The sequence below is a fragment of the Flavobacterium lindanitolerans genome (assembly GCF_002846575.1).
Lineage (GTDB): Bacteria > Bacteroidota > Bacteroidia > Flavobacteriales > Flavobacteriaceae > Flavobacterium > Flavobacterium lindanitolerans.
The window spans coordinates 1,498,580-1,524,563 of record NZ_PJND01000007.1; the positions used below are offsets into that span (position 1 = coordinate 1,498,580).

The 25,984-nt window shown below is 38.5% G+C and carries 21 protein-coding genes; 10 read left to right on the forward strand and 11 right to left on the reverse strand.

Features of this window, described 5'->3' with window-relative positions; genetic code table 11:
- The first annotated feature begins 21 nt into the window (after positions 1 to 21).
- From B0G92_RS06500 to B0G92_RS06515, 4 genes are all read left to right on the forward strand, one after another.
- The gene (locus tag B0G92_RS06500; protein ID WP_101471497.1) at positions 22 to 1,470 is read left to right on the forward strand and encodes an SGNH/GDSL hydrolase family protein; all 1,449 of its coding nucleotides are present in this window, start codon (positions 22 to 24) and stop codon (positions 1,468 to 1,470) included.
- The gene (locus B0G92_RS06505; protein ID WP_245867725.1) at positions 1,463 to 2,896 is read left to right on the forward strand and encodes a LysM peptidoglycan-binding domain-containing protein; all 1,434 of its coding nucleotides are present in this window, start codon (positions 1,463 to 1,465) and stop codon (positions 2,894 to 2,896) included. The genes B0G92_RS06500 and B0G92_RS06505 overlap by 8 nt, the downstream gene beginning before the upstream one ends.
- A complete protein-coding gene (locus B0G92_RS06510; protein WP_101471499.1) occupies positions 2,896 to 4,584 on the forward strand; it encodes an MBOAT family O-acyltransferase in 1,689 nt (562 codons plus the stop codon). The genes B0G92_RS06505 and B0G92_RS06510 overlap by 1 nt, the downstream gene beginning before the upstream one ends.
- A gap of 101 nt (positions 4,585 to 4,685) precedes the next feature.
- Entirely contained in the window at positions 4,686 to 5,144 is a 459-nt protein-coding gene (locus tag B0G92_RS06515; RefSeq protein ID WP_056069545.1) for a hypothetical protein, read from the forward strand.
- A 37-nt stretch (positions 5,145 to 5,181) separates the two neighbouring features.
- On the opposite strand, the gene B0G92_RS06520 is transcribed toward B0G92_RS06515, so the two are convergent.
- The 3 genes from B0G92_RS06520 to B0G92_RS06530 are packed head-to-tail and all read right to left on the reverse strand — an operon-like array spanning position 5,182 to position 8,984.
- Positions 5,182 to 7,521 (reverse strand): TonB-dependent receptor plug domain-containing protein, encoded by a 2,340-nt coding sequence (locus tag B0G92_RS06520; protein WP_101471500.1) that lies wholly within the window; start codon positions 7,519 to 7,521, stop codon positions 5,182 to 5,184.
- Complete coding sequence (locus tag B0G92_RS06525) at positions 7,518 to 8,420, reverse strand: FecR family protein (RefSeq protein ID WP_101471501.1); 903 nt, start codon at positions 8,418 to 8,420, stop codon at positions 7,518 to 7,520. Before B0G92_RS06525 ends, B0G92_RS06520 begins: the two co-directional genes overlap by 4 nt.
- A 39-nt stretch (positions 8,421 to 8,459) precedes the next feature.
- On the reverse strand, positions 8,460 to 8,984 hold the full coding sequence (locus tag B0G92_RS06530) for an RNA polymerase sigma factor (protein WP_056069553.1): 525 nt from the start codon (positions 8,982 to 8,984) through the stop codon (positions 8,460 to 8,462).
- A 180-nt stretch (positions 8,985 to 9,164) separates the two neighbouring features.
- Here B0G92_RS06530 and B0G92_RS06535 point away from each other — a divergent pair, with 180 nt between their 5' ends.
- From B0G92_RS06535 to B0G92_RS06545, 3 genes are all read left to right on the forward strand, one after another.
- Entirely contained in the window at positions 9,165 to 10,535 is a 1,371-nt protein-coding gene (locus B0G92_RS06535; RefSeq protein WP_180326407.1) for a LamG domain-containing protein, read from the forward strand.
- 123 nt (positions 10,536 to 10,658) lie between these two features.
- Positions 10,659 to 11,996 (forward strand): signal recognition particle protein, encoded by a 1,338-nt coding sequence (gene ffh, locus B0G92_RS06540; protein WP_056069559.1) that lies wholly within the window; start codon positions 10,659 to 10,661, stop codon positions 11,994 to 11,996.
- Between the two features lie 83 nt (positions 11,997 to 12,079).
- A complete protein-coding gene (locus B0G92_RS06545; RefSeq protein ID WP_101471503.1) occupies positions 12,080 to 12,961 on the forward strand; it encodes a bifunctional 5,10-methylenetetrahydrofolate dehydrogenase/5,10-methenyltetrahydrofolate cyclohydrolase in 882 nt (293 codons plus the stop codon).
- Positions 12,962 to 13,004: 43 nt separating this feature from the next.
- Here B0G92_RS06545 and rluF read toward each other — a convergent pair whose 3' ends face one another.
- Positions 13,005 to 13,829, reverse strand: coding sequence for a 23S rRNA pseudouridine(2604) synthase RluF (gene rluF / locus B0G92_RS06550; protein WP_056069564.1), 825 nt, complete (start codon positions 13,827 to 13,829; stop codon positions 13,005 to 13,007).
- A gap of 160 nt (positions 13,830 to 13,989) precedes the next feature.
- Here rluF and B0G92_RS06555 point away from each other — a divergent pair, with 160 nt between their 5' ends.
- On the forward strand, positions 13,990 to 15,660 hold the full coding sequence (locus tag B0G92_RS06555; RefSeq protein WP_101471504.1) for a S8 family peptidase: 1,671 nt from the start codon (positions 13,990 to 13,992) through the stop codon (positions 15,658 to 15,660).
- Between the two features lie 13 nt (positions 15,661 to 15,673).
- Here B0G92_RS06555 and B0G92_RS06560 read toward each other — a convergent pair whose 3' ends face one another.
- Genes B0G92_RS06560 through B0G92_RS06570 form a run of 3 tightly spaced genes read right to left on the reverse strand, consistent with a single transcriptional unit; the run spans position 15,674 to position 18,464 of the window.
- Positions 15,674 to 16,549, reverse strand: a complete 876-nt coding sequence (locus tag B0G92_RS06560) for an alpha/beta hydrolase (RefSeq protein WP_056069570.1) — start codon at positions 16,547 to 16,549, stop codon at positions 15,674 to 15,676.
- A 37-nt stretch (positions 16,550 to 16,586) separates the two neighbouring features.
- Positions 16,587 to 17,366, reverse strand: a complete 780-nt coding sequence (locus B0G92_RS06565; protein ID WP_056069573.1) for a zinc ribbon domain-containing protein — start codon at positions 17,364 to 17,366, stop codon at positions 16,587 to 16,589.
- Positions 17,367 to 17,369: 3 nt separating this feature from the next.
- Positions 17,370 to 18,464, reverse strand: a complete 1,095-nt coding sequence (locus B0G92_RS06570; protein ID WP_101471505.1) for a Nif3-like dinuclear metal center hexameric protein — start codon at positions 18,462 to 18,464, stop codon at positions 17,370 to 17,372.
- A gap of 118 nt (positions 18,465 to 18,582) precedes the next feature.
- On the opposite strand from B0G92_RS06570, the gene lpxK reads away from it, so the two are divergent.
- Together lpxK and B0G92_RS06580 are read left to right on the forward strand one after the other, a co-directional pair.
- Positions 18,583 to 19,605 carry a tetraacyldisaccharide 4'-kinase gene (gene lpxK, locus B0G92_RS06575; protein ID WP_101471506.1) on the forward strand — a complete coding sequence of 341 codons (1,023 nt, stop codon included), beginning with the start codon at positions 18,583 to 18,585 and terminating at the stop codon, positions 19,603 to 19,605.
- The gene (locus B0G92_RS06580) at positions 19,577 to 20,389 is read left to right on the forward strand and encodes a purine-nucleoside phosphorylase (RefSeq protein WP_056069581.1); all 813 of its coding nucleotides are present in this window, start codon (positions 19,577 to 19,579) and stop codon (positions 20,387 to 20,389) included. Before lpxK ends, B0G92_RS06580 begins: the two co-directional genes overlap by 29 nt.
- Before the next feature lie 354 nt (positions 20,390 to 20,743).
- On the opposite strand, the gene B0G92_RS06585 is transcribed toward B0G92_RS06580, so the two are convergent.
- From B0G92_RS06585 to B0G92_RS06600, 4 genes are all read right to left on the reverse strand, one after another.
- Positions 20,744 to 22,921: an ATP-binding protein gene (locus tag B0G92_RS06585; RefSeq protein ID WP_056069584.1), complete on the reverse strand. Its 2,178-nt coding sequence runs from the start codon at positions 22,919 to 22,921 to the stop codon at positions 20,744 to 20,746.
- A gap of 30 nt (positions 22,922 to 22,951) precedes the next feature.
- Positions 22,952 to 23,953, reverse strand: coding sequence for a type I glyceraldehyde-3-phosphate dehydrogenase (gap, locus tag B0G92_RS06590; protein WP_101471507.1), 1,002 nt, complete (start codon positions 23,951 to 23,953; stop codon positions 22,952 to 22,954).
- 42 nt (positions 23,954 to 23,995) lie between these two features.
- Positions 23,996 to 24,868 carry a lipoyl synthase gene (gene lipA, locus B0G92_RS06595; RefSeq protein ID WP_056069590.1) on the reverse strand — a complete coding sequence of 291 codons (873 nt, stop codon included), beginning with the start codon at positions 24,866 to 24,868 and terminating at the stop codon, positions 23,996 to 23,998.
- Positions 24,869 to 25,052: 184 nt separating this feature from the next.
- Positions 25,053 to 25,901: an energy transducer TonB gene (locus tag B0G92_RS06600; protein WP_101471508.1), complete on the reverse strand. Its 849-nt coding sequence runs from the start codon at positions 25,899 to 25,901 to the stop codon at positions 25,053 to 25,055.
- Positions 25,902 to 25,984 lie beyond the last annotated feature (83 nt).

The window sequence follows — 25,984 nt, forward strand, 5'->3', positions numbered from 1 at the left end:
GCATAAATCATAATCAATTAAGTGAAAACGAAATCTTATTTCTTTCAATCATTTGCAATTGTGCTTCTGGCAACTGTCGCATTTATTGGGTTTAAACAGTTTCTGCCTAAGAAAATTTTTTCTGAAAGTGCTCCTAATTCAAAGAACGTACTGATTGACAGTATGCTTCTGGATGCGGTTGCAAAAGATGTCAAGGCAACAACAAAGGATACATTGGTAAATAAAAAGATTGTCTTTGACCCGACCTTTGGAGTTACTTTTCCTGCAGAAAAATTTGAAGAATATAAAGGTTACCAATACCTGATTTCTTTTTATGAAAAGCTTTATCAGCTGGAAACAAATCCGGAGTCTGAAAATGTAAGGATTGCCTATTTTGGTGATTCCATGACAGATGGCGACATGATTGTTCAGGATTTGAGAGCCGACTATCAGGCAAAATTTGGAGGACAGGGCGTTGGTTTTGTTTCCATAACTTCTGAATCGGCAGCTTCAAGAGGTTCTATCACGCACCAATATTCCGGAAACTGGAAAACCCAGTCCTATTTGAATGTCAAAAAACCGAGAAGTCCGTTTGGAGTGAACGGTCATGTGTTTTTTGCCAACGACACGGCTCATATCGAATGGGTACGCTTCAAGGCTAATACGACAAGATTTGCAACCATGCTTGACAATCCAACGCTTTTCTATGGCAAATCGTCTAATCTTAACGGAAAAGTCAACGTAATTATTGGAAAAGATACCATTGTAAAAAGCCTGACGCCAAATAATCTGGTGAATACCCTAAAGGTTTCTTCCAACAGCATAAAAGGATTTAAGGCCGATTTTATAAAGGCCGATTCTATTCCAATCTTCGGTTTCAATTTTGATGACGGAAAAGGTGTGCATGTCGATAACTTCTCGCAGAGAGGTAATTCCGGATTGCCTATTTCAACATTTAATCCGGCGGTAATGCAGGCATTTAACAACAAGTTGGGTTATGACCTGATTGTATTGCACTATGGAACAAACGTATTGAACTACGGAACGAAAGATTATACCTGGTATGACAGAAGCATGACCAAAACCGTGAATCACCTGAAAGAATGCTTTCCGGGAGTTGCCATACTGATTGTTTCGACAGCAGATAAGGGAACAAAATACGACCTGGAAATGAAAACCGATTCGGCTGTGGTTCCGTTGACTGTTGCCCAAAAGAGATATGCTTTGAAAACCCAATCCGGATTTGTGAACCTGTATACCTTAATGGGTGGTGACGGTTCCATGGTAAAATGGGTAGAAGAAGAACCGGTAAAGGCAAATAAGGATTATACCCACTTCAATCACAGAGGAGCTAAAAAGATTGCAGGATTGTTGTACGAACAGCTGAATCAGGGATATGAAAAGTACAAGGCTTTAAGACAAAAGAGAAAGCCGGCGGCAAAAAAATCTCCGGATTCAACAGGAATTAAAAAGGACAGCGTCAATGCATAAGCTAAAATTATTTTTAAGCCTGTGGTTTTTATTGGCTGTGGTTGGTATGCGTGCGCAGGTAACAGATTCTATATTTGTAGAAATCGATACGGTTGCAGCAATTGATACGACAGAAGCTATCATTATTCCCGACAATCATTTTCACAATACCAAGGCATTGAAGCCATTTTTTGAAAAGCTAATCCTTAATCAGCAGCAAAAAACAGGAAAAATCAATATTGTTCATATCGGTGATTCCCATATACAGGCCGATTTGATGACGAATGTTATCCGGAAAAAACTGCAGAGCGAATTTGGAAACGGCGGGAGAGGATTTATTTTTCCGTACAGTCTGGCCAAAACAAACGGGTCTTATAACGAAAGATTTTCATCAAACAGAACATGGGAAAGCTATCGGAATATTTATCCCGCAATAGGACATCCTGTTGGTTTGAGCGGAATCGGACTTTGGACTAAGGCAAAGGATTTTGCCATTGAAATCAATGTAAAGGACAGTTCCTACGGTTTCAATACTATTAAGATAATTACTCCTAAAAATAAAGATATGTTTGATGTTGCTACGGCATCAAAAACAATCGTAATGGAATCGAGCGTTCCTAAAAAGATTACGCATAAGATTAAAAAAGGGGAAGCAGTTTCTATTATTGCTGAAAAATATGGTATTTCGGTTGCCCAATTAAAAAAAGCAAATAATCTAAAGTCGAATAATATCCGCGCAGGAAAAACGCTCAGGATTCCTACCAATGAAATGCAGCAAAAATCCATTTCAAGGTCGGAATTTATTCCTTTGGATATACAGTCCAATCAGTTAACGCATTATTATACAAGTGACACTCCTTTAAGCAAGATTTATCTTATTCCTGAACCTCAGGCTTCAGAATTTGCATTGAACGGACTGGTGTTGGAAAATAATAATCCGGGTGTTATTTATAGCAGTATTGGAGTTAACGGAGCAAAATTCTCAGATTACAACAAATATCCGCTGTTTTTCGAACAACTGAAAGCATTGCAGCCGGACATGATTGTCCTTTCCTTAGGAACAAATGAAACTTTCGATAAAACCGTTTCTTCAGAATATATGGTACAGCTCAACCTGTTTCTGGAGAATTTAAAGGCTCAAAATATAAACGCTTCCGTATTGGTGTCGACACCACCGCCTTCCTTGTTTAAAAGGAAATTTCCAAATACATTTGCAGCCGATTATTCAGAAAATATACTGAAATCGGCAGAAGAAAAAGGCTTTGCGGTTTGGGATTTGTATTCCCAGTTTGGGGGCTTGTATGGAGTGGAGCGTAATGCGGCAAGAGGACTCATGTCGGGAGACAGAGTTCACTATTCCAAAGCAGGTTATGAAAAACAAGGAAATCTTTTGTCGGAAGCATTTCTAAAAGCATACTATAATTTTAAATCAGGTACAGAGAATTAATGACGATCAACAGCATAAATGACTGGTTTATTCAAACCTTTGGAGCAATCACTTTAGAGCAGGTGAAAGGCTGGTTTATATACAATCCGAAAGAGCCTTTGCTTTTTAATACGGGATTGTTTTTAGGAATGTTCCTGATTTTTTATCTGGTTTATGCCTTTCTGCGTAAGACCTTTTATTTAAGATTGGTATATGTCATCCTGTTTTCGCTTTTCTTTTATTACAAGTCAAGCGGGATTTATTTTCTTTTGCTGATTCTGTCCTCCGTTGTCGATTATAATCTCAGCGGCGTCATTTATCGGGAGAACAGGGAAGGCTGGCGTAAATTCTATATCTGGCTCAGCGTCATCCTGAACTTAGGACTTTTAGGTTATTTTAAATATACCAATTTCCTGATAGGCACTTACAATGATATGTTTAATGGCCATTTCGCATTCCATGACATACTGTTGCCTGTTGGTATTTCATTCTATACTTTCCAATCGATAAGTTATATTATTGAGATTTACAGAAAGGAAATTGTTCCTACCAATAATTATGTTGAATACCTGTTCTTTGTGTCGTTTTTCCCGCAATTGGTCGCGGGTCCAATTGTCCGAGCCAAAGATTTCTTACCGCAGATTTACCAAAAACTGAATCTTACCAAAGAAGATGTCAATGCGGCCTTATTTCTTTTGATTGGAGGACTTATTAAAAAAACGGTCATTTCGGATTATATCTCCGTCAACTTTGTCGACCGCGTTTTTGACGCACCAACCAGCTATACGGCGTTTGAAAACCTGATGGCTTCCTATGGCTATGCGATTCAGATTTACTGTGATTTTTCCGGATATTCAGATATGGCGATTGGTGTAGCATTGTTACTTGGATTCAAATTACCTACGAACTTCAGGACTCCGTATAAATCAGCTTCCATAACTGAATTCTGGAGAAGATGGCATATTTCGCTTTCTACCTGGCTAAAAGATTTTCTATACATATCGATTGGCGGAAACCGTAATGGTTCTTTTGCGGGATTCCTTTTTCCGGCACTGTTTTTCTTCGGATTGGTGGTTTGGGGTATCAGCTATTCTACAATCAGCCATATTCCGCTGATTATTGCCGTTTCATCCCTGGTACTTTTCAGCCTTACCTTTATCCTTTCAAAAGACAGGGAAAGAACTATGTTTACCAATGTCAACCTGCTCACTACAATGCTGTTAGGGGGATTATGGCATGGAGCCAGTTTGCGTTTTATTATTTGGGGCGCCTTGCACGGAATTGCTTTGGCAGTACACAAAATCTTTTTGGAATTCTTCCCGTCCAAAAAAGATGGTGAAAAGAATGCTTTCAGCTATATCTGGAGATTTTTCTCTGTTTTGCTAACGTTTCATTTTGTGGTTTTCTGTTGGCTGTTTTTCAGAGCGAAAGACTTTGACACGGCCTTACAGGTAATCAATAATATTGGGCAGCTTACTTTTGACCCAAAACAATGGCAGATTATCATTCAGGGCTATAAAAATGTATTTCTTTTGATGCTGATAGGTTATGTCTGGCATTTCCTTCCGGAAGGCATTACCAGAAACATGAAGCTGGCTTTTGACAAAACTCCGCTGGTTGGTAAAGCCTTGATATTAGGCTTCGTCTATTGGATAGTCTATGCTACTGCAACAGCAGGCCCGCAGCCTTTTATCTATTTCCAGTTTTAGTGTTTTTTTATATTATTTTAAGATTTATTTGTAATAAATAAACGGATAAATTCGTTATTATTGTTAATAGAATATTATTTTAACGATAAAAGCGACCAACTATGAAAAAGAAGCTAATTTTTGGAGTATTTGCTATGGCATTGTTTTTTACAACAGCCTGTAGCTCGGATGATGACAGTAATTCATCGTCGACAAATGCAACAATTCAACAGGTTACCAATATTGCCCGTTCAGGTAGCTGGAGAATTACCAGTTATATAGATAGTGGGACTATTAAAACCGATAATTTTACAAACTATAATTTTACTTTTGGAGCGGGTGATATTCTCATAGCTAACAATGGTACCAATAATTATCAGGGTGTATGGAGTGTAACACGTGACGATGATTCAGCAAATGACATCGACTTTAATATTTCCTTTACTGCACCGGCTACTTTTGCAGATTTAAGCGATGATTGGGATATTCTGGAAACAACCCCAACAAAAATCAGGCTTGTTGACGTGAGTGGCGGTGGTAGTGGAACGGATTACCTGACTTTTGAAAAAAATGTAGAATAACAAAAAGCCGGTCTTTTCAGACCGGCTTTTTTTGACTTTAAAAATTAAATTTCAAAGCAATATTAGGTGTTCTTTCCAATGAATAGGTATTGACGCTTTCTATAGCATTATTATCATTCACTCTATAATAACGGCTAATCGTATTTTTTTTGTTCAATAGGTTAAGGACTGATATGCCCAATTCTAATTGGTTTTTTGAATTCCACTTCCAGCAATAAGCAGCAGAAAAATTTACCTGAAAATAATCGCTTAAGTTTTTATTGTTTGGGAAGTTATAATAGATTTCAGGTTTTGCCGGATTACTCAAATCCAGGAGATTTGTTGCCGGAGTGGTTTCCGGTCTTCCGGAATGCCATTTAGTACCTAAAGCTACCTTAAGATTGTTCCAATCATAAATCACTGCCCAATTGATGTTGTGGATTATCTGGAAATTGTTGCTGAATTGAGAAGGTAGGAGTGTCCCGAAATTGTATTCGCTGCTGCTCAGGTTATAGCTAATCCAGGAATAAAATCGGTCAAAGTTTTTCTGTATCAGAAATTCGGAACCCAATACCGTATAATCGCCATTGAGTTTTATAAATTCCAATTGATTCTGGAATGCCTGGCTTGGTGTTGTAATTCCAGTCACTTTTTTGTAGAAATTATCTAAAGAAATCAGCCAATCTGATGTGTTGTAGGTAAACCCGACAGAAGCCTGCCTGCTTTTTTGTATCGGGATAGAGCGGTCGTCAGCCAAAACCCAACGTCTTTTTTCAATACCAAGAAAGTCTTGCTGCTGGTCAATAACCTGTGAGGCGGTCTGGCTTTTCAGTTCGCCCAGAACTTCTATGCTTATTTCCTGTGTGAGTCTGTAATTGAATTGCAGGCGCGGTTCAAAAATATATTTTTCTAATTCTTCAATATAATTAAATCGGAAGCACGGCTTTATAAAAAGATGTCCGTCGAGATAATGCATTTCGGCTTCAGAAATTAAAGAATGGGAACGTAAGACCTCTTTAATGCTTTTGGAAAATCCCGGATTATCAATGTTTTCGAAATTCCTGATTCCGGTTTCGTTGTATTGGTAGCCCGTATTTAAAACCATGTTTGGATTCAGGATGTGTCTGTTTTCCAATCGGAATCCCATATCGATAACCGTATTTTGCTGAACCAGCGTTTGGTTATTTTCTACGGCTTCATTCTTTGAATTGAGATTGTAATAGGAAAGATAGCCGCTAATTTTACTGGAAATATTATCATTCCAGACTGTTTTTAGTGCTAACATACCTCCAAAATTTTGCTGACTCAAATCACTGTTCCGGGATTTTTGGATTCCTTCGGAAATCATGTTCTGGTCAAGGTCCAGTGAATTGTTGATTCCTATAAATGCGGCCGTGGCTTCAGACTTGGAGCCTATTTTTTGCTGGTATTGGGCGGTAAAATCATAAAAGTAAAATTTCTCGTCTGTGTGATAATCATAGATTTCATTGTTTTCAATATTGGTTACGATAGTATTTTGGAAAACGCGATTATATAAGTTCTGATAGGTTGGAGAATTGACCCAATCCGTAAAGGAACGCCTGCCGGAAATTTGAAAGCTGGAATTGTCGGAAATTTTTATATTAGAATTGAACTGTGCCGCAATGAGGTTAGTGCTGATGCTGGAAGCCGTATTTTCAATAGGTTCAGGAAAAGAAGATATAGCAATAGTGCTGGAAACACTTTCTCCATAAAAGGCAGAAGTGCCATTCTTTGAAATGGTTATTTTTTGTGGAAGTGACGGATTAAAGGCAGAAATCAATCCAAAAAAATGTCCGGTCTGGAACATCCGGATTCCATTCCATAAAAACAGGTTCTGGTCGTGGGTGCCACTCCTCACATTGATGTTGGAAACCGTTTCGTCAGCGCTGTAAATTCCTGGAACCTGTTGCATGGTCTGTAATACATCTGCTTCCGTCAGCCCTGGAAGTATCCCGAATTTTTTAGGTTTTATGACCAGATTTCCTTCTGCGGTTTTGGCAATGCCTTTGGTCAGGTATTTTTCAATAACCGTTTCTTCAAGGGGAATAGGAATACCTTTAACAGAGTCAATTATAGTAATTACCTGCTTTTGTGAAGTAATAACAATATAGCGATTGTTTATGTTTTCAAAAGTCAATGCCGTCCGGTTGCTTAAATAGTGCAGTTTTTCAGACAAGCTCAATTCAGGTGAAGGCGGTATGACCGAAATATATTTTACTTCTTCTTCAAGAAAATTAAACTGGATTTTATACTGTTTGGATAAGTTGGCAAGAATTTCTTTTAAGGGTACAACAGGGCTTTCTTCTTGAGCCAGCATCGATTGGCCCGCGAAAAATAACATCAAAAACAACAATAATCGCGAGATTATTTTCCTCATTCTTTCTTCAAAATAATCTTTTTGTCAGATGCTTTTATATAATTCAAATGATACACCTTGCCTATAATTTTCATGGCCGTATCAATATTGTCTGCCGGAACTGTCCCGGTAAAATAATGACCCGAATGAATTTGAGGATATTCAATTTCAATGCCGTACTGGCGTTGAATTTCGTCCATGACTTCTTTTAAGTTGTTTTGGCTGAATTTTATTTCGTTCAAAAGCCAGCTTGGTTTTTCTGTATTCAGCGGCACTGTAGCGGTTATGTTTCCATTTCGTACCGTAATGCTGTTTCCTTTTTCTAACAGGAAGTTCTTATTTCCAAAGGCAACTTTTACCTTTCCCTCATAACATTCCACTTCAAAATTCCGGTTTCGGGATTTGACATTGAATTTTGTGCCTACAACCGTTATTTTTCCAAGGCTGGTATTCACGTCAAACGTTTCGCCTTTGGAAACTTTAAAAAAAGCTTCACCTTCAAGCTTCAAACTTCTGTTGGTTTTCCATTTCCATTTTTTATATTGGATTTTTGAATCAGAATTCAGTACGATTTCTGATTGGTCAGGAAGAGAAAAAGTTGTTTTCTGCCCGGCTTCTGCATATTGGGTAGTGGTCTTGTTTTTTGAATAGAACACTGTTCCCAGGCTGATTACAAGAGTAGCAGCGACTAGTTTTATAAACCAGTAGTTTTGCTTTCGTTTGGTGACCGGTTCTTTTTTTACTTGTTTTATAACGTTTTGATACGATTCGTCAGTATCAAAAGCTGGAGCTTCCATACTACCCGAATAGTTTTTAATTTTTTGATAGGTAGCAAATTCAGGCGATTTTTCAAAAGCCTCCAATTCACTTCCTGTCATTTCTCCGGCCAGCCACTTTGCTAAATCAACATTATTTTCCATTGCTTTTTTTATTAAAAAACAGACAACTGCGGGAAAACCCTACTTTATATTTTCAATTTCCTGTCGCAAAGAAACCAGGGCTCCATGTATTCTTTTTTCCACAGCCTTGACACTGATGTCGAGCAGAATTGCAATTTCACTGTATTTTTTGCCATCAATCCTATTCAAAAGAAAAGCCGTTCTTTGGCTTTCGCTTAGGTTTTGGATGGCACGTTCTAATTTCTTTTTGAACTGTTCTTCTTCTAAAATAAATTCGGGACTTTCGTTAGTATGCTGTGAAGAACTTTCTTTTTTTACATAATTCAAGACTACCTTTTGATGCGCAATCTGGTTTAGGGTTGCATTATTGGCAACCGTATACAGAAATGATCTTGCTTTGCCTACAGGCACGTTGGCGCAGTTTTCCCAAAGTTTTACAAAAGCCTCCTGGCACATATCATTAGCCTGTTCTTCATTGCCAAACTTATACAACAGATAATTCCGTAAGGTTTTTGCATGGGAACGAAAGAAATCCGAAAAGACAATTTCTTCGCAGATGCTCCCAATTTTTTTTATTTCTTCCATACAGTTAAAGACAGTTCCTGACGTATAACAGTTAAGATGATAAAAACCCTACCTTTATATCTCATTATTTTTTTAAGTTTTCCAAATATAGGCTTTAATTAAAAAAAGTGGTTTGCCCGGGTAGGGTATTTTTGGTATTGCTTGTTTTATAGCAAAACCATAAACCAAATAATTATGAATATGAAAAAAGTTTTACAATCGATTTTAGTGTTGAGCTGCATTGCCGTTTTTGCCATTTCCTGCCAGGATGAAGAGAACGAAACACGCCAGAATGAAGAGACTTTAAGTAAGACAGCACCATTGACAGGCCTGATGAAAAGAGTGTCGATGAATGCAACGGCAGATGATAATGTCATTGACAGTACAAGCTGTTTTAGCGTAAAATTGCCGGTCAATTTGATTGTGAACAGCCAGTCGGTTACTATCAATACAGAAAATGATTACCATTTGGTAAACGATATTTTTGAAGTGACAGATACGGACCAGGATTATGTGGATTTTGTATTCCCGATTACAATTGTTTATCCGGATTATAGCGAAGTAGTGGTTCAAAATCAGACACAATTCAATGCATTAAAAGACGCATGCCAGGAGCCTGAACCGGGACAGAGGAATATTTCATGTGTTTCCATTCATTACCCAATACGTGTTTTTGGATACAATAGCAATTACCAATTGGCACATACTTATACCATCCGTAATGATATGGAGTTTTTTCTACTGTTATTCAATTTGAACGCTACTGAATTTTATGCAGTCGATTATCCAATTACCATAACAAACAGGGAAGGCAATCAGGTTACCATCCGAAACAATATAGAAATGTCAGGTGCTATTCAGGACTGTATCAATAACCAATGCCCGAATCCGAATATATTAACCAACGACCTGATAATTTATATGCCTTTTGCTAATGAGGTTCGTGATTTGGTTAGTGGAGATTATGCTGTTCCTGCTGCTGCCCCAACATTTGTAACAGACAGAAGTGGCAATGCGAATAGCGCTATTTCATTTACCCGTAACAACTTCCTTAGGCTAAATGTCACATCAGCCCGTAATATACAGGTTGGAAATTCATTAACGATAAGTGTATGGATTAAGATGCAAAATACCGTGATGGGCGATTTGGAACGAATATTTGAAAAATCAGATGGCAGTTCGAATCATCTTCAGCCACGATTTGGACTGGCAGTATACGATTTGAATACTCCGTTGTATTATGGTAATAATTACAGTCTTTGGGATAATGAATGGAATATGGACCCAAACCTGCCAACGGATACTACAAACTGGCACCATATAGTGATAACAGTTGAACATGCAGCCGCAGGAAATATAAGCAATGTAAAAATATACAGAGACGGTGTTTTAAGAAATTCCGGGCAAGGTTCAGACCTGTTCCTGAATACACAGGCTTTTGATTATTATATAGGGAAAGATTTTCAAGGTTTTGTGGATGATTTGAGAGTTTACAGAAAAGCATTGACGCCACAACAGGTCACAACGCTTTTCCAATTAGAAGGCGATAATAATAATTGTTTAGATAATTAGTAGTTTAGTTAAGACGGGAAACCAGGCAGCGATGTCTGGTTTTTTTATTTACGATTGCTTTGCTGTCTCTTTGATACTTACCGTCTTTCTCTTATCTTTGCACCTTCAATAAAGAAAATCATTATGTTTGATAATTTAAGCGATAAGTTAGATAAAGCGTTCCATATATTAAAAGGACATGGAAAAATCACGGAAGTTAACGTGGCAGACACTCTTAAAGAAGTGCGCCGTGCTTTGCTTGATGCCGATGTCAACTTTAAGATTGCAAAAGAATTTACAACCAAAGTAAAAGAAAAAGCAATTGGTCAGGACGTTTTGACAACCTTGCAGCCAGGACAACTTTTAGTAAAGTTGGTTAAGGATGAATTGACTGAATTGATGGGAGGCGATGCAGCGGGAGTTAATCTTTCAGGCAATCCAACGGTGATTTTAATGTCAGGACTTCAAGGTTCCGGAAAAACAACTTTCTCCGGAAAACTGGCGAATTATCTTAAAACGAAAAAGAATAAAAAACCGCTATTGGTTGCCTGTGATATTTATCGTCCTGCGGCGATAAACCAATTGCACGTAGTAGGTGAGCAGATTGGTGTAGAAGTATATTCTGAACCGGAAAATAAAAATCCTGTTGAAATTGCACAAAATGCTATCAAACATGCCAAATCTAATGGATTTAATGTGGTTATTGTCGATACGGCAGGTCGTTTGGCGGTTGATGAAGAAATGATGACCGAGATTGCAAACGTTCATAAAGCAATCCAACCACAGGAAACTTTGTTTGTTGTGGATTCGATGACCGGACAGGATGCAGTGAATACAGCAAAAGCATTTAATGACAGGTTGAATTTTGACGGGGTTATCCTGACGAAACTGGACGGTGATACGCGTGGTGGAGCTGCAATTTCTATCAAATCTGTTGTCAACAAGCCAATCAAGTTTATTGGTACGGGTGAAAAGATGGATGCTATTGATGTTTTCTATCCTAACCGTATGGCAGAGAGAATCCTGGGAATGGGAGACGTTGTGTCTTTGGTAGAAAGAGCTCAGGAACAGTTTGATGAAGAAGAAGCAAGAAAACTGCAAAAGAAAATTGCCAAAAACGAATTTGGTTTTGACGATTTCCTGACTCAGATACAACAGGTGAAAAAAATGGGTAACATGAAAGATCTTGTTGGGATGATTCCGGGTGCCGGTAAAGCATTAAAAGATGTGGAAATTGAAGACGATGCCTTCAAACATATTGAGGCTATCATTCATTCCATGACACCGGGCGAAAGAAGCAAACCGGCAATTATCGACCTGAAAAGAAAAAACCGTATAGCAAAAGGTTCCGGAACGGATATCCAGCAAGTCAACCAGTTGATGAAACAGTTTGACCAGATGAGCAAAATGATGAAAATGATGCAAGGCGGTGGCGGCAAAAACCTCATGAGAATGATGGGGGGAATGAAAGGAATGAGATAACTAAAACATACATTAGGGCTTAAAGTTTCGGGCTGAAATTTTAAGCCCTAAAAATTTTTATAAACAACACTAACTAAAAGAGAATGCAACTACTAGACGGAAAAAAAGTTTCGGATGACATCAAGAATGAAATTACTGCCGAAGTGCAGAAAATGAAAGAAAAGGGCGAAAAAGTGCCCCATCTTGCTGCCGTAATTGTGGGTAATGACGGTGCCAGTCTTACTTATGTGGGAAGTAAAGTAAAAGCCTGCGAAAGAGTAGGTTTTGAATCGACCCTGGTGAAAATGCCAAGTACTACTTCTGAAACAGAACTTCTAAAAAAAATCCAGCAATTGAATGAAGATGACAATATCGATGGATTCATTGTACAATTGCCTTTGCCAGACCAGATTGATACGCAAAAAGTATTGATGGCAATTGACCCTAAAAAAGATGTTGATGGATTCCACCCGGAAAACTTCGGGAAAATGGCTTTGGATATGAGTACTTTTATTCCTGCTACGCCATTTGGAATTTTGGAATTGTTGGAAAGATATGGTGTAGAAACGAAAGGAAAACACACCGTAGTTATTGGAAGAAGCCATATCGTTGGCAGACCAATGAGTATTCTGATGGGACGCAAAGGTTTTCCTGGAAATTCCACGGTTACTTTAACCCATAGCTACACTAAAAATATTGCCCAAATCACTACTCAGGCAGATATTATCATTACCGCTTTGGGAGTGCCAAACTACCTGAAAGCAGAAATGGTGAAGGATGATGCTGTGGTAATTGATGTGGGAATTACACGTGTTAGCGATGATAGTGAAAAAGGATATCGAATTACCGGAGATGTGGATTTTGAATTTGTAAGCAAAAAGGCATCCTTTATTACGCCTGTTCCCGGCGGAGTTGGTCCAATGACTATTGCTATGTTACTTAAAAATACGCTTCTGGCAAGAGAACAGAAACTTTTGAGAGATTAATAAGAAAAAAACAAACCCAAGGCTTTCGTCTTGGGTTTTTATTTTATCTGTCTTTTCTGAAATTTCTATTGTCCTTATTTCTTGGTGGAATTTTTCGGATAACTCTTTGCTGAGGTTGCCTCGGTTCTGGTTTTGGAAGGCTTGCTTCTTCTGTCTTGCTTGAAGGTTCAATCAGTTGGTTCATGTCTTTTATTTCCTTGTCTGTCAGTTCCCTGTATCGGCCAACCGGAACGTCAAGCGAAATATTGATAATACGGATACGCTTCAGTGCAGTAACTTCATAACCCAGATACTCACACATTCTGCGAATCTGACGGTTCAGTCCCTGGGTAAGGATTATCTTGAAAATATATTTGCTAACCTGCTCAACCTTACATTTCCGGGTTACAGTATCTAAAATAGGAACTCCATTGCTCATTCTTTCAATGAACCGGTCTGTAATCGGTCTGTTAACGGTCACGATATATTCTTTCTCGTGATTATTACGTGCCCGCAGAATTTTGTTGACAATATCGCCATCGTTTGTCATAAAAATCAAACCTTCACTGGCTTTGTCCAAACGTCCGATAGGGAAAATACGAGTAGGATAATTAATATAGTCAACTATATTATTCCTGACTTCCTGATTGGTTGTACACTCAATTCCCACCGGTTTGTTGAAAGCAAGATAAATTGGCTTTTCCTTTTTTTCAACAATCAGCCTTCCGTCAATACGCACTTCATCATTTTGGGAAACTTTTGTACCCATTTCGGCTACAGAGCCATTAACGGTTACACGGCCTTCTTCGATAAGTTTGTCTGCCTCACGGCGTGAACAATAGCCTGTTTCGCCAATAAATTTATTGAGACGCTTGATATTTTCTTCCATAATGCAAAGGTAGGGTTAATTTGCTTTTTAGGAAAACATCCTGATTATTTATATAAGTTGCTTTGAAACAGATAAATATTAATAAGTGCCAAGTTAGTGTGTCTGAAAAATATATATCTTGCATCAGATTTTTATGCATAATAACTAAAGCCCAATTATTTTGAAAAAAATTACTCTTGTTATAAGTTGTGCCTTGTTTTCGCTATCCGTTTCCTTCGGGCAGGACAGGAAAGGCAGTTTTGTTTTGGAAAAAGGAAGTGAATCTCACGAATTGTATGTTTCTTTTCAACCAACGTTGCATTTTGAAGGAGAGGCTTACCAGGCTGTGGCTCTTGAAAAAATACCGGACTTTAAGACATTGCAGGAAGAATATAATATTGTTTTGGAAAAAGGAATATTGATTTCTGACGAAAAGCTTGAAGAAATGGAGCAAAAGGCAATTGAACTTACCGGAAAGGGAAATTCTGTAGCGAAATTACGCAACATACTTAAAGTAAGAATTGACAATCCTACCAACGAAAGGCTATTGGAACTGGCAAAAAAACTGGAAGGACTTCAGGAAGTGGAATATTGCTCATTAAATTCTTTAGAGCCTGTACAACCACCTTACGATATTGCTCCGACAACGCCAAATTTTGAGGTAAACCAAACCTATATCAGGCCCAATCCCGGTGTAAACATGACCTATGCCTGGGGATTGAATCTTACGGGAGCAGGAATAAGAGTACGTGATGTAGAATATGGTTTTAATGCCAGCCATGAAGATTTAAATGAAAGAAATGTTTCGATAGCACCGGGAATGACAATTTCTGCTAGTGCCAGTGTAAGTTTCACGGAACACGGAACGGCAGTTTTTGGTATCGTATATGGTGATAAAGGCGCTTATGGCATTTCAGGGATGGCTTATGGAGCTGCAGAAATGATGCTCGCTCCGGAATGGCAGCAATCCGGATATAATCGTGTTAATGCCGTCACACAAGCTATAGCGAATTCTACAGCAGGCGATGTTTTGATTTATGAGATGCAGGCAACAGGTGCCCAGGGAAATTATGGACCGGCAGAATATGCTGGTACAATTTGGGATTTGACCAAAGCAGCAACCGATGCCGGAATGGTAATCGTAGCGGCTGCAGGCAATGGTGCGGAAAATCTGGATGATGCGGTTTATCAAAGCTATAGAAACAGAGGCAATAGCGGAGCCATTATTGTTGGAGCCGGAGATAATACAATAAATCACAATAAGCTTTCTTTCAGTACTTATGGTGACAGGGTAGATGTACAAGGCTGGGGAACGGGTGTTTTTTCATCGGGTTATGGTGATGCACAGCAAATAGGAGGTGATTTCAATCAATATTATACCAATTTTTCAGGAACGAGTTCGGCAACGCCTATTGTGGCTTCTTGTGCCATTGTCTTGCAATCCTATTATCATAGTCTTACCGGAAATTATATGACTTCTGTACAGATGAGGAATCTCCTTAAAAATACGGGTTTGCCACAAGGAACAGCAACTACAGGAAACATTGGCCAGTTTCCGGATATGGAGGCAGCCATCCTTTATATTCAGGATGAGTTTTTAAGCAGGGAAAAATGGACGGGACTGGAATTTATTGCCTATCCTAACCCGGTTCAGGACAGATTGACCATCAAAACAAAAGACCTGTCAGCAAATGCAAAAGTTGAAATCAGCAATTCTTTGGGGCAGTTTGTTCATAAAGGAGCAATAGCTGAGGAAAATACAATTGACATGAGTTCATTTTCACAGGGACTGTATTTTGTGAAAGTTACTGATGGAAATAAAACGCAGACTAAAAAAATAGTAAAGAAATAAAAAAAGAGCATCATTAAGATGCTCTTTTTTTATCCCTATAATTGTCTTTTTCAAACAGAAAAGAGCATATCTTCTGATACAGCATGTCATCATGCATGCTATGTCCCAGGCCTTTGGTTTCTATAAAGACGGCTTCTTTCCAGGAACTTACTATTTTTTTAGCTTCCTCAAAGGAAACCACATCATCATCAATATCATGGGCTATGAGCCCTTTTATTTTAATTTTCGAGCCAAATACCTTTCCGGAAAATTCTTCAATTTTAATTTTGAAATGTTCCATAAAATGGTTCTCAATCATGCTGATGGCTTTTAGATTCAGGCTCAGCAATTTTGCATAATTTAAAACCAAAGTCTGTAAATCAGAAGGAGCGCCCAATAAAACTAATTTTTCTACGGCCTTATTCTGATAAAGGTGTTGGTAGTATAGGGAAGTGGCCCCACCCATGGAATGTCCTACTAAAAATTGCGGTTTGTATTTTTCAACCACTACGTTTACAAACTCGGCATATCGGGGCACATTAAATTCTCTTCCTGATGACAAGCCGTGAGCCGGCGCATCCAGGGCAATAATTGTGCTGCCGCTTTCTTTCAAATAAGGGAGAAAGTTTTCCCAACGCGAAGCATTGCTCTCCCATCCGTGCACAAGTAATACATAGGTGTCATTACCTTCCCAAATATATACCGGGAATTGGTGTTCGTGAAGGTTTAGGATTTCTGTTTTGGCATTTTTCAGTACATCCGGCATCTGATTTGAGAAAAGCTTTCCTGTTCTTGGCTCGCTAAAAAACTTATAGGCCAGTTGTGACGCTTTCTTTGGAAATACGTAACTGAGCAGGTTGATATACAATCCTACAGATTTGGCGAGAAGAAAATTGCTTATCTTTTTCATAAAAAAAAGTCCCGATGATTATCGGGACTAAATATATCTAGAATTGTGAAAATAATTTCTCCATTTTCTCTTTTTCTTCATCAGCTAAGGCTGCATCAACCAGGATTCTTCCTGAATGCTCATCTGTAATTACTTTTTTACGGGAAGCAATTTCCATTTGAGTTTGTGGTGGAATCGTGAAGAAAGAACCTGCAGAAGCACCTCTTTCGATTGAAACTACTGCCAATCCGTTGCGAACGCTTCCTCTGATTCTCTTGTAAGCCTGCAATAATCTTTCTTCGATTAAAGCTTCATATTCAGCTGATTTTTCAGTAAGGAAGATTTCTTCTTTTTCTGTTTCAGACATGATAGCTTCCAATTCTGATTTTTTGTGTTTTAGGTGAGCCGATTTTGCTTCTAATTTTTCTTTAGAATCAGCAATTACCTGCTTTTTGTGCTCAATAGAAGCTTTCATTTCCTTGATTTGCTTTTCAGCCAATTGAATTTCAAGCTCCTGGAATTCTACCTCTTTAGTCAAAGAGTTGAATTCTCTGTTATTGCGAACGGTTTCTTGTTGTTTTGTGTATTTTTTGATGGCTTCCTTATGCTCGTCGATAGCATTCTTTTTTCCTTTTATCTGCTCTTCGATAACTTCCAGGTCATTTTTTAATTTGTCAAGACGTGTGCTCAAGCCAGCCACTTCATCTTCTAAATCTTCTACTTCTAAAGGCAATTCACCTCTAACATTTCTGATTTCGTCAATTCTTGAGTCGATTAGCTGTAGGTCATAAATCGCTCTTAACTTGTCTTCAACACTCAATTCTTTTGTAGTCGCCATATTTTATAAGTACTTAACTGGATTTGTATTTTCTTCTGATAAAATGATTGCAAAATTAGGAATTTTTTTCGTAAGATAATCAACTATATAATTTTTTGTATAGCGTTCGCTTTCATAATGCCCAATATCGGCTAAAAGTAATTGATTTTCAGCTTCGTAGAACTGATGGTATTTAAAATCGGCAGTCAAAAATGCATCGGCACCGGCCTGTATGGCCTTTTTAATGGCGAAACTTCCCGAACCACCAAGTACTGCCACTTTTTTAATTGGTTTTCCCAAATATTCCGAATGTCGGATTCCGTCCGCTTTCATTTTGTTTTTTACGAACAGCAGGAAATCTTTTTCCGGCATTTCAGTTTCCAATTCGCCAATCATTCCCAGGCCTATGTTTTGGTGGCTGTTTTTCAGGTCGTAGATTTCATAGGCAACCTCTTCATAGACATGGTTGGAAAACAAGGCTTTCAGAATTTTACTTTGCAGGTGTTTTTCAAAAGTGACTTCTATTTTTATTTCGGTATTTTCCACAAATTCACCACGTTCTCCAATTTCAGGGTTACTGTTTTCGTTGCCCTGGTAGCTGCCAATTCCCTGCGTATTGAAACTGCAGTTTTCATAATTTCCAATGCTTCCGGCTCCGGCATCGAATAAAGCATTTCGCAATTTTTGATGGTTTTCAGGAATCGTATAAGTAACTAATTTTTGGATGAAGTTTTCCTTTGGAACCAGAATTTTGGTGTTCTGCAGCCCTAAAGCATCACAAAAAATTTTGTTTACCCCGTTTTGATGGTTGTCTAAAGCAGTGTGTACGGCATAAATTGCAATATCATTTTTGATGGCTTTCAATACGGCGCGTTCAACATAATTTTTGCCCGTAATTTTCTTTAGCCCCGAAAATAAAATAGGATGGAAGCAAACAACCATATTGCACTTTTTTGAAATGGCTTCGTCAATCACATTTTCTAAGGCATCATGGCAGACCAGGATTCCTGTGGTTTCGTCTTCCGGATTTCCTACGAGTAGGCCAACATTGTCAAAATCTTCAGCATAGGCCAGCGGTGCCATGGTTTCTATAACGGAAATTACTTCTTTTATTTTCATAACTTTAAACGAAATTTTATCAATCTGAGGTGATTTGTTTTAAGGCTTTGGCTGTAAAAAGCCTTTTAAACTCGAATTTGCTTTATGTTTCAAAGATAAAATATTATATTTTCGTACTATGATGTTACTACGAAAAATACTTCTTCCTTTTTCTGTTCTGTACGGATTAATAACAAGCATTAGGAATTTTCTTTTTGACAAGGGAATACTTAAATCCTATTCATTTGACCTTCCTGTTATTGCTGTAGGCAATCTTAGTGTAGGCGGAACGGGTAAAACACCTTTGATTGAATATTTAATTCGTTTGCTTTCTCCGGAATATCAAGTGGCTACCTTGAGCCGGGGCTATAAACGAAAATCAGAAGGATTTGTTTTAGCCGATGAAAATTCTGATGCTGCCCTTTTAGGAGATGAGCCTTTCCAGTTTTATAAAAAATTCCCCAATATTAATGTGGCTGTAGATGCAGACAGGAAAAATGGTATTGAACGGCTTTTGGAAATTACCCGGCCGGAAATCATTTTGCTGGATGATGCCTATCAGCACCGGAAAGTCAGGGCGGGATTTTATATTTTGCTCACAGCTTATGGTGATTTGTATGTGGATGATTTCATATTACCGGCAGGAAATCTGCGTGAAGGTAGAAGTGGGGCAGAACGGGCGGGAATCATTGTGGTTACAAAATGTCCGTCCAATCTTTCGGCAAAGGAGCAATATGATATTAAGCGGAAATTAAAAATAGATTTGGACCAAAAATTATGCTTTACGACCATAGCCTATGATACGTTTGTTTTTTCCGAAGAAAGCCAGCTTGCCGTTTCCGAAATAAAGGATGTTGATAAATTACTTTTGGCAGGAATAGCCAAACCCGAACCGTTTTTCGCATATTTGCAAAGCGATAACGATGTAGTCATGACTTTTCCGGACCATCATCATTTTACGGAAAAAGATATTGCAGAAATAAAAATTAAAGCACAAGACAAAAAAATCATTACAACCGAAAAAGATTTTGTCCGATTAAAAGGAAAACTACCGGACAGCCAGCTTTTCTATCTTCCAATAAAGAGCGATTTCATATCCGGAGGTGATGATTTTGATAAAACAATTTTAAATTATGTGGGAAAAAGTTCAAGAAACCGTTAATTATATAAAGTCAAAAACCAATTTTTCACCGGAATATGGGGTTATACTAGGCTCCGGACTTGGCGGTTTTACAGAAGATATCCAGATTGAGTTTACATTGCCTTACAGTGAAATTCCTAATTTTCCTGTTTCAACCGTTCAGGGCCATAAAGGGGCTTTGGTTTTTGGAACCATTGGCAGTAAAAAAGTAGTTGCCATGCAGGGGCGTTTCCACTTTTACGAAGGTTACGACATGAAAGAAGTGACTTTTCCTGTGCGAGTGATGAAATATCTGGGCGTACAGCGATTGGTTGTTTCCAATGCTTCCGGAGGTGTGAATCCTTTTTACAAGGTTGGAGATATTGTAGTAATTTACGACCATATCAACATGATGCCGGAACATCCGTTAAGAGGCCATAACGATGAAAGATTTGGGCCAAGATTTGTGAACATGAGTGAGCCTTATTCAAGAGACTTAATCAATAAGGCCAAGGCAATTGCCATTGAGCTGAATATTGAAGTAAAAGACGGAATTTATTACGGACTTCAGGGGCCAACGTTTGAAACGCTTTCAGAATACAGAATGGTAAAAATCTTAGGTGCTGATTGTGTTGGGATGTCGACCGTACCGGAAGTTATAGTAGCACGTCATATGGATATGGAATGCTTTGGAATTTCTGTCATTACAGATATGGGCGATGAACATAATATCGACTCTGTTTCCCATAGCGAAGTGCTTGAAGCAGCCAAAAAGGCGGAGCCAAAAGTGAGAACGCTTATCAGGGAATTGATTTCAAGAAATTAATCTTAAATGACTATCGGTTATTTTATACGAAATCAAAGAATAGTGGATTTAGCCACAGATTAAAATGATTAAGCAGATTTAAAGAATCCATATAAAATAAAAGTAAATTCGAAAAAGGCTCACTTTCATAAATTTTTCTTTGATAAGACTTAATGCTTTGCGGCTCTGCGCCTTTGCGTGAAATAATTGCTCGCAAAGGCGCAGAGCCGCAAAGTTCTTAATAATAGAAATTGAACGTTACCTACATTATAGCGTGAATTTCTTAAATCAGCGATTAAAATAAAATCGCTGTGAACCGATAGTATCAAAGTCAATTTTACTTTATCTGTATACACTTCCCGATAGTCATTTAGTCTAGCTCATTGACTCAGCAATAACCCTGTAAAAAACGTCCGGATTAAAAGGTTTGGTGATTACATCGGTCATGCCAAATGAAAGAAGCATTTCCCTGTTTTCATTCAGTGAAATAGCCGTGAGGGCTATGATTGGTGTCTTTTTGTCAAATTTCCGGATACTTTGAGTGGCAATGGTTCCGTTTATGCCGGGAAGATGCACGTCCATTAACACAAGGTCGTATTTGTTTTCTCTGACAGCCTCTATGGCATCTTCTCCGTTGTCAACGATTTCGCATTGAATTTGCTTCTTTTCCAGCATTTTCCGGGTAACCATCTGGTTGATTTTATTGTCTTCAACCAGCAGTACTTTTTTATCGACAAAATCAGAATCGTTTGTGAAAAGTTTTAGGGATTCTTTGTTTTCGATTCCCTTTTCCAGTTCGAGGCTGAAATTGAAATTAGAACCTTTGGAAATGGTGCTTTCTAATTTGATGGTACCGCCCAATAAAGAAACCAATCGTTTTACAATGGCCAGCCCAAGACCGGTTCCTCCATATTTTCTGTTGATTTCAACGGAACCTTGCGAAAAGCTTTCGAAAATAACCTCTTGTTTTTCAGCTGGTATTCCGATACCCGTATCTACGATTTCAAAATAAATATTTTGTCTGGTTTCTGTCTCTCCCAAAAGTTTGGCACGGACAATAACGGTTCCGTTTTCCGTAAATTTGAGGGCATTGTTAATCAGATTCATAAAAATCTGGGAAAGCTTTGTAGGGTCGCCCGAAAATGAAGTGTTGATTTCCGGATCTATTTCCAATCCGAAATCAATATTATTCTGGCTGGCAATCTCTTTTAATGAGTTTTGGATGTCTGTCAAAAGCTGCCTTAGATTGAAACAGATGTTTTCAATTTCTATATTGTTGGATTCAATCCTGTTGATTTCCAGGATTTCATTGATGAATGTCAGTAGATAGTTTCCTGAAAATTTAAGCGATTTCAGATATTCGATTTGGGATTTTTTCGGATTTTCTTCAATCAGCAAATGCGTAATGCCGTTAATGGCGTTTAATGGCGTTCTGAGCTCATGGCTTACGGTAGATAAGAATTCGGCTCTGGCCTGTGATGCTTTTTCGGCCTTGTCTTTGGCGATTTCAAGCTCCGTATTTTTTTCCTGCAGCTGTTTGTTCGTCCTGTTTCGGATAATGTTGTTTTTGTAGAGTGACAAACTCAAAAGCGAAAGAATCGTTATGAGGGCAATGCTCAACACGCTGGTGAGTTTGGACACCTTAATTAATTTTTTCTGCTCCCGGTTTTCTTTATCCTTCTGCTTGATGGTTTTCATCTGCTCGCTTTCCTTAAATTTTTCGAAAGCTTCTGCGCCAATTTTTTGACTGTTGAGCCTTAGGATAGAATCTTTTAGTGCCAGGTGTTTTTTCAGATAGATAAACGAATTGTCAATATCCATCATTTTCTCATAGGTTTCACTAATCAGTTTCAGGATTTTTGACTTCTGTTCGAAGTTGTCGCTTTTGGCATTTAAATCCAGTGCCCGTCTTAGATAATTCAAGGCCAGATTATTTCGGCCGGCTTCAAATTCAATAGCACCCATCTGATATAAAGCTTCGGCTTTGGTCTTGAAACTGTCATTATTGTCGGGTTTTGCAATAATGGAATTAAAGATAGTGGCTGCCAACTGGGTTTTGCCCTTGGCTTTGTACAGGATTCCTTTCTGAAGATTCAGTAATTCTTTTGCATCCGGAATGTCAATGGTTTCATAAATGACATTTGCCTTATCAAAATAAATTTCGGCTACACCATATTTTCCTTTTTCCATATAACATAACCCGAGATTGTAATAGCAATAGGCCTGTTCTGTAGAGGGTTCGAGGTCGTTATAGAGTGAGATGCTGCGCACATAGGTTTCGATAGCGTCATCATACTTTTTAAGTTCGAAATAAATACTTCCTAAAAAAGTGTAGGCATTTGCTTCCTGTTCTTTGTTCCCTTTTTTCTGTGAGACTTCAATGGCATTTTGAGAACTTTCCAACGCATTCTGGTAATTATTTATCTTTAGGTTGAAGTTGGCCAGCTGAATATAATAGTCAACACTATCGATTTTTTCAGACATAAGTTTGTCATGCTGTGCGGGTAACAGCGTTGAAAAAAGAAGAATAAAGAAAAGTGGTAAATGCTTCATTCTAAAACCCTTGATAAAGGATAAAAGTAGCTATTTCTTATTTGTTAATAAAATTAAATCGACAAGGCGCGAAGAATATCCGATTTCGTTATCATACCACCCTACAACCTTTACCATTTTGTCAATTACCGAGGTGAGTTGCGAATCAAATAAACAGGAATTTCGGTTACCTAAAATGTCTACAGAAACGATTGGGTCTTCTGTATAGGCCATGATTCCGTTGAACTGGTTTTGACAGGCCTGTTGGAACGCTTTGTTGATTTCTTCGATGGTGACTTCACGCTTCACATAACAGGTAATGTCTGTTAGTGAGCCATCCGGAACAGGAACGCGAATACCGCTTCCTCCAATTTTACCATCCAGTTCAGGAAATATTTTTGTCAGTGCTTTGGCGGCTCCGGTTGTTGTAGGAACAATGGATTGGGCCGCGCCACGCGCTCTTCTAAGGTCTTTATGAGGCTGGTCGTGCAGGCTTTGGTCTGTTGTGTAAGAGTGTACGGTAGTGATATAGGCCTGCTCAATGCCACATAAGTCATTAATGACCTTTATCATAGGAGCTGCATTGTTTGTCGTACAGCTTGCATTCGAGATGATTTTTTCGGTGCCGTCCAGTATGTGTTCGTTAACACCTAAAACTACGGTCTTGATTTTATCGGTTTCTGAAGGAGCAGACAGGATTACTTTTTTGGCACCAACCAGAATGTGGAGATTGATGTCTTCAAAAGTTTTATATTTTCCTGTAGCTTCTATGACAACATCAATAGCCAGCGATTTCCAATCCAGATTTGAAATACTTCTTTCATGAAAAAACGGATAGGGTTTTCCGTCAATAATGATATTGTCCTGGTCAAAAGAACATTCAAATGGCAATACGCCGTGAATGCTATCGTATTTAATGAGATGTGACATTGTTCGGTTGTCTGCAATGTCGTTGATGGCCGCAACTTCAATGGTTGGGTGGTTAAGCAGTAAGCGGAATAAATTTCTTCCGATTCTGCCAAATCCATTAATGGCAATCCTGGTTTTAGTCATTGGTATGGTCAGTTTCTAAAAGTCAAACTGTAAACTTACAATTTAAAGAATGTGTTTTTGGGCCTTGTAAGATGACCTTACCAAAGCACCGCTTTCTACGTGGCGGAAACCTAATTCCAGTCCTATCTTTTCGTATTTGGCAAATTGGTCTGGTGTGATAAATTCTTTTACCGGCAGGTGTTTTTTACTTGGCTGCAGGTATTGGCCAATCGTTACAACATCTACATTGGCTTCGCGAAGGTCGTGTAAGGTCTGGATGACTTCTTCTTCTGTTTCGCCCAAACCAAGCATGATGCCTGATTTTGTCCTGTTGATTCCTTTTTCTTTTAAATATTTAAGCACGGCAAGGCTACGGTCGTATTTTGCCTGAATTCGTACTTCGCGTGTTAGTCTTCGTACGGTTTCCATGTTATGTGAAACTACTTCCGGATTGGCTTCTACGATTCGGTCTATGTTTCTTTCGATTCCCTGGAAATCTGGAATTAAAGTTTCAAGTGTAGTGTTTGGATTCATTCTTCGGATGGCCTTTACGGTTTCCATCCAGATAATTGAACCGCCGTCTTTCAAATCGTCGCGGTCAACACTGGTGACAACCGCATGCTTGATATTCATGATTTTGATGGAACGGGCTACTTTTTCCGGTTCATCCCAATCTACAGTTTCCGGCCGGCCTGTTTTTACGCCGCAAAAACCACACGAACGCGTACAGACGTTTCCGAGAATCATAAATGTTGCCGTTCCTTCACCCCAGCATTCTCCCATATTCGGACAGCTTCCTGACGTACAGATAGTATTCAGTTTGTACTTGTCGACTAATCCTCTAAGTTCTGTGTATTTTTGGCCTATAGGTAATTTTACCTTGAGCCATTTTGGCTTTCCTGTAGGTAAAATAGCATTATCTAAAACAGTGTCCATAACTCTAAATTGAAAGCACAAAGATAACGAATGTTTTTATTTATTACGTTAATGTGATGTTAGTGAAATTTGGTGTTGAGTGAAAGAAGGAATAGCGATTGAAGATGTAGCTAAAACCAATAAAAAACCCTGCACGCACAGTATGCAGGGCTTTTTGAAATAAATAGTTAACTAACTACTAAATTTAATTTTTTATCTCAACGGTGATAGGAAGGTTGTAGGCCGTTCTCACAGGTTTGTCGTTCTGGATGCCCGGTTTCCATTTTGTTTTGATAGATTTTAAAACACGAATGGCTTCAGCTCCTAATCCGTAACCGGGGTCTCTTACCACTTTTATATTGGTCAGGGTTCCGTCTTTTTCGACTACAAAATAAACAAACACTTTCATTGTTGCTTTTTCTCCTATCTCTGGCAGTCTGAAATTTTTTCCGACCAAAGCCAGGAAGTTTTTGATACCGCCCGGAAATTCAGGGCTGGCCTGAAGTCCTATGTTTGTAAAGATACCATCTCCGGGGTCTGTAGCGGTTCCGGTATTTCCAAATGCAGGTTCGGTTCCTGTTCCGTCAATTGAGCTGTTTCCAAGAGCTACAGCCCCCATGTTATCGCCGGGATTATCAGAATCGCCCGTTTTGATATTTTTAGCAGGGTCAATTGTTGCTACATCTTGTGGGGTGGTCTGATTGTCAGTTATTATTGGAGTCACATATTTGGTTTGCTTCGCTGATGATTTTTCAGGTATAATATTGGTTGCTTTTTCCGGTTCTATTTTGGGTTTTTCTCCCAAATTTACATAGGTTACAGGAGGCAGTTCAGCGGGTATTGCACAAATAATTTCACCCTGTCCTTTATTTGTCAGCAAATTAGAAATAATAGGTATGCTCACTAAAGAAGCACAGGCTAAAGTTCCAAAAAATAATGCTTTCAGGGTAGTTTTTGGATTTTCCTGGCGTAGCTGGTAAGCGCCATATTCTTTGTTTCTTCCTTCAAAAACGTTTTCGTTCCAGCTTTGGCTAAAAATGTTGAGGTTTGACATGATTGCATAATTTTAAGTTAGCGTAGATGTTTCCCATAAGCTGGAAGTGTTTAATTACATAACGTTAATGTTAACTTTTTTAT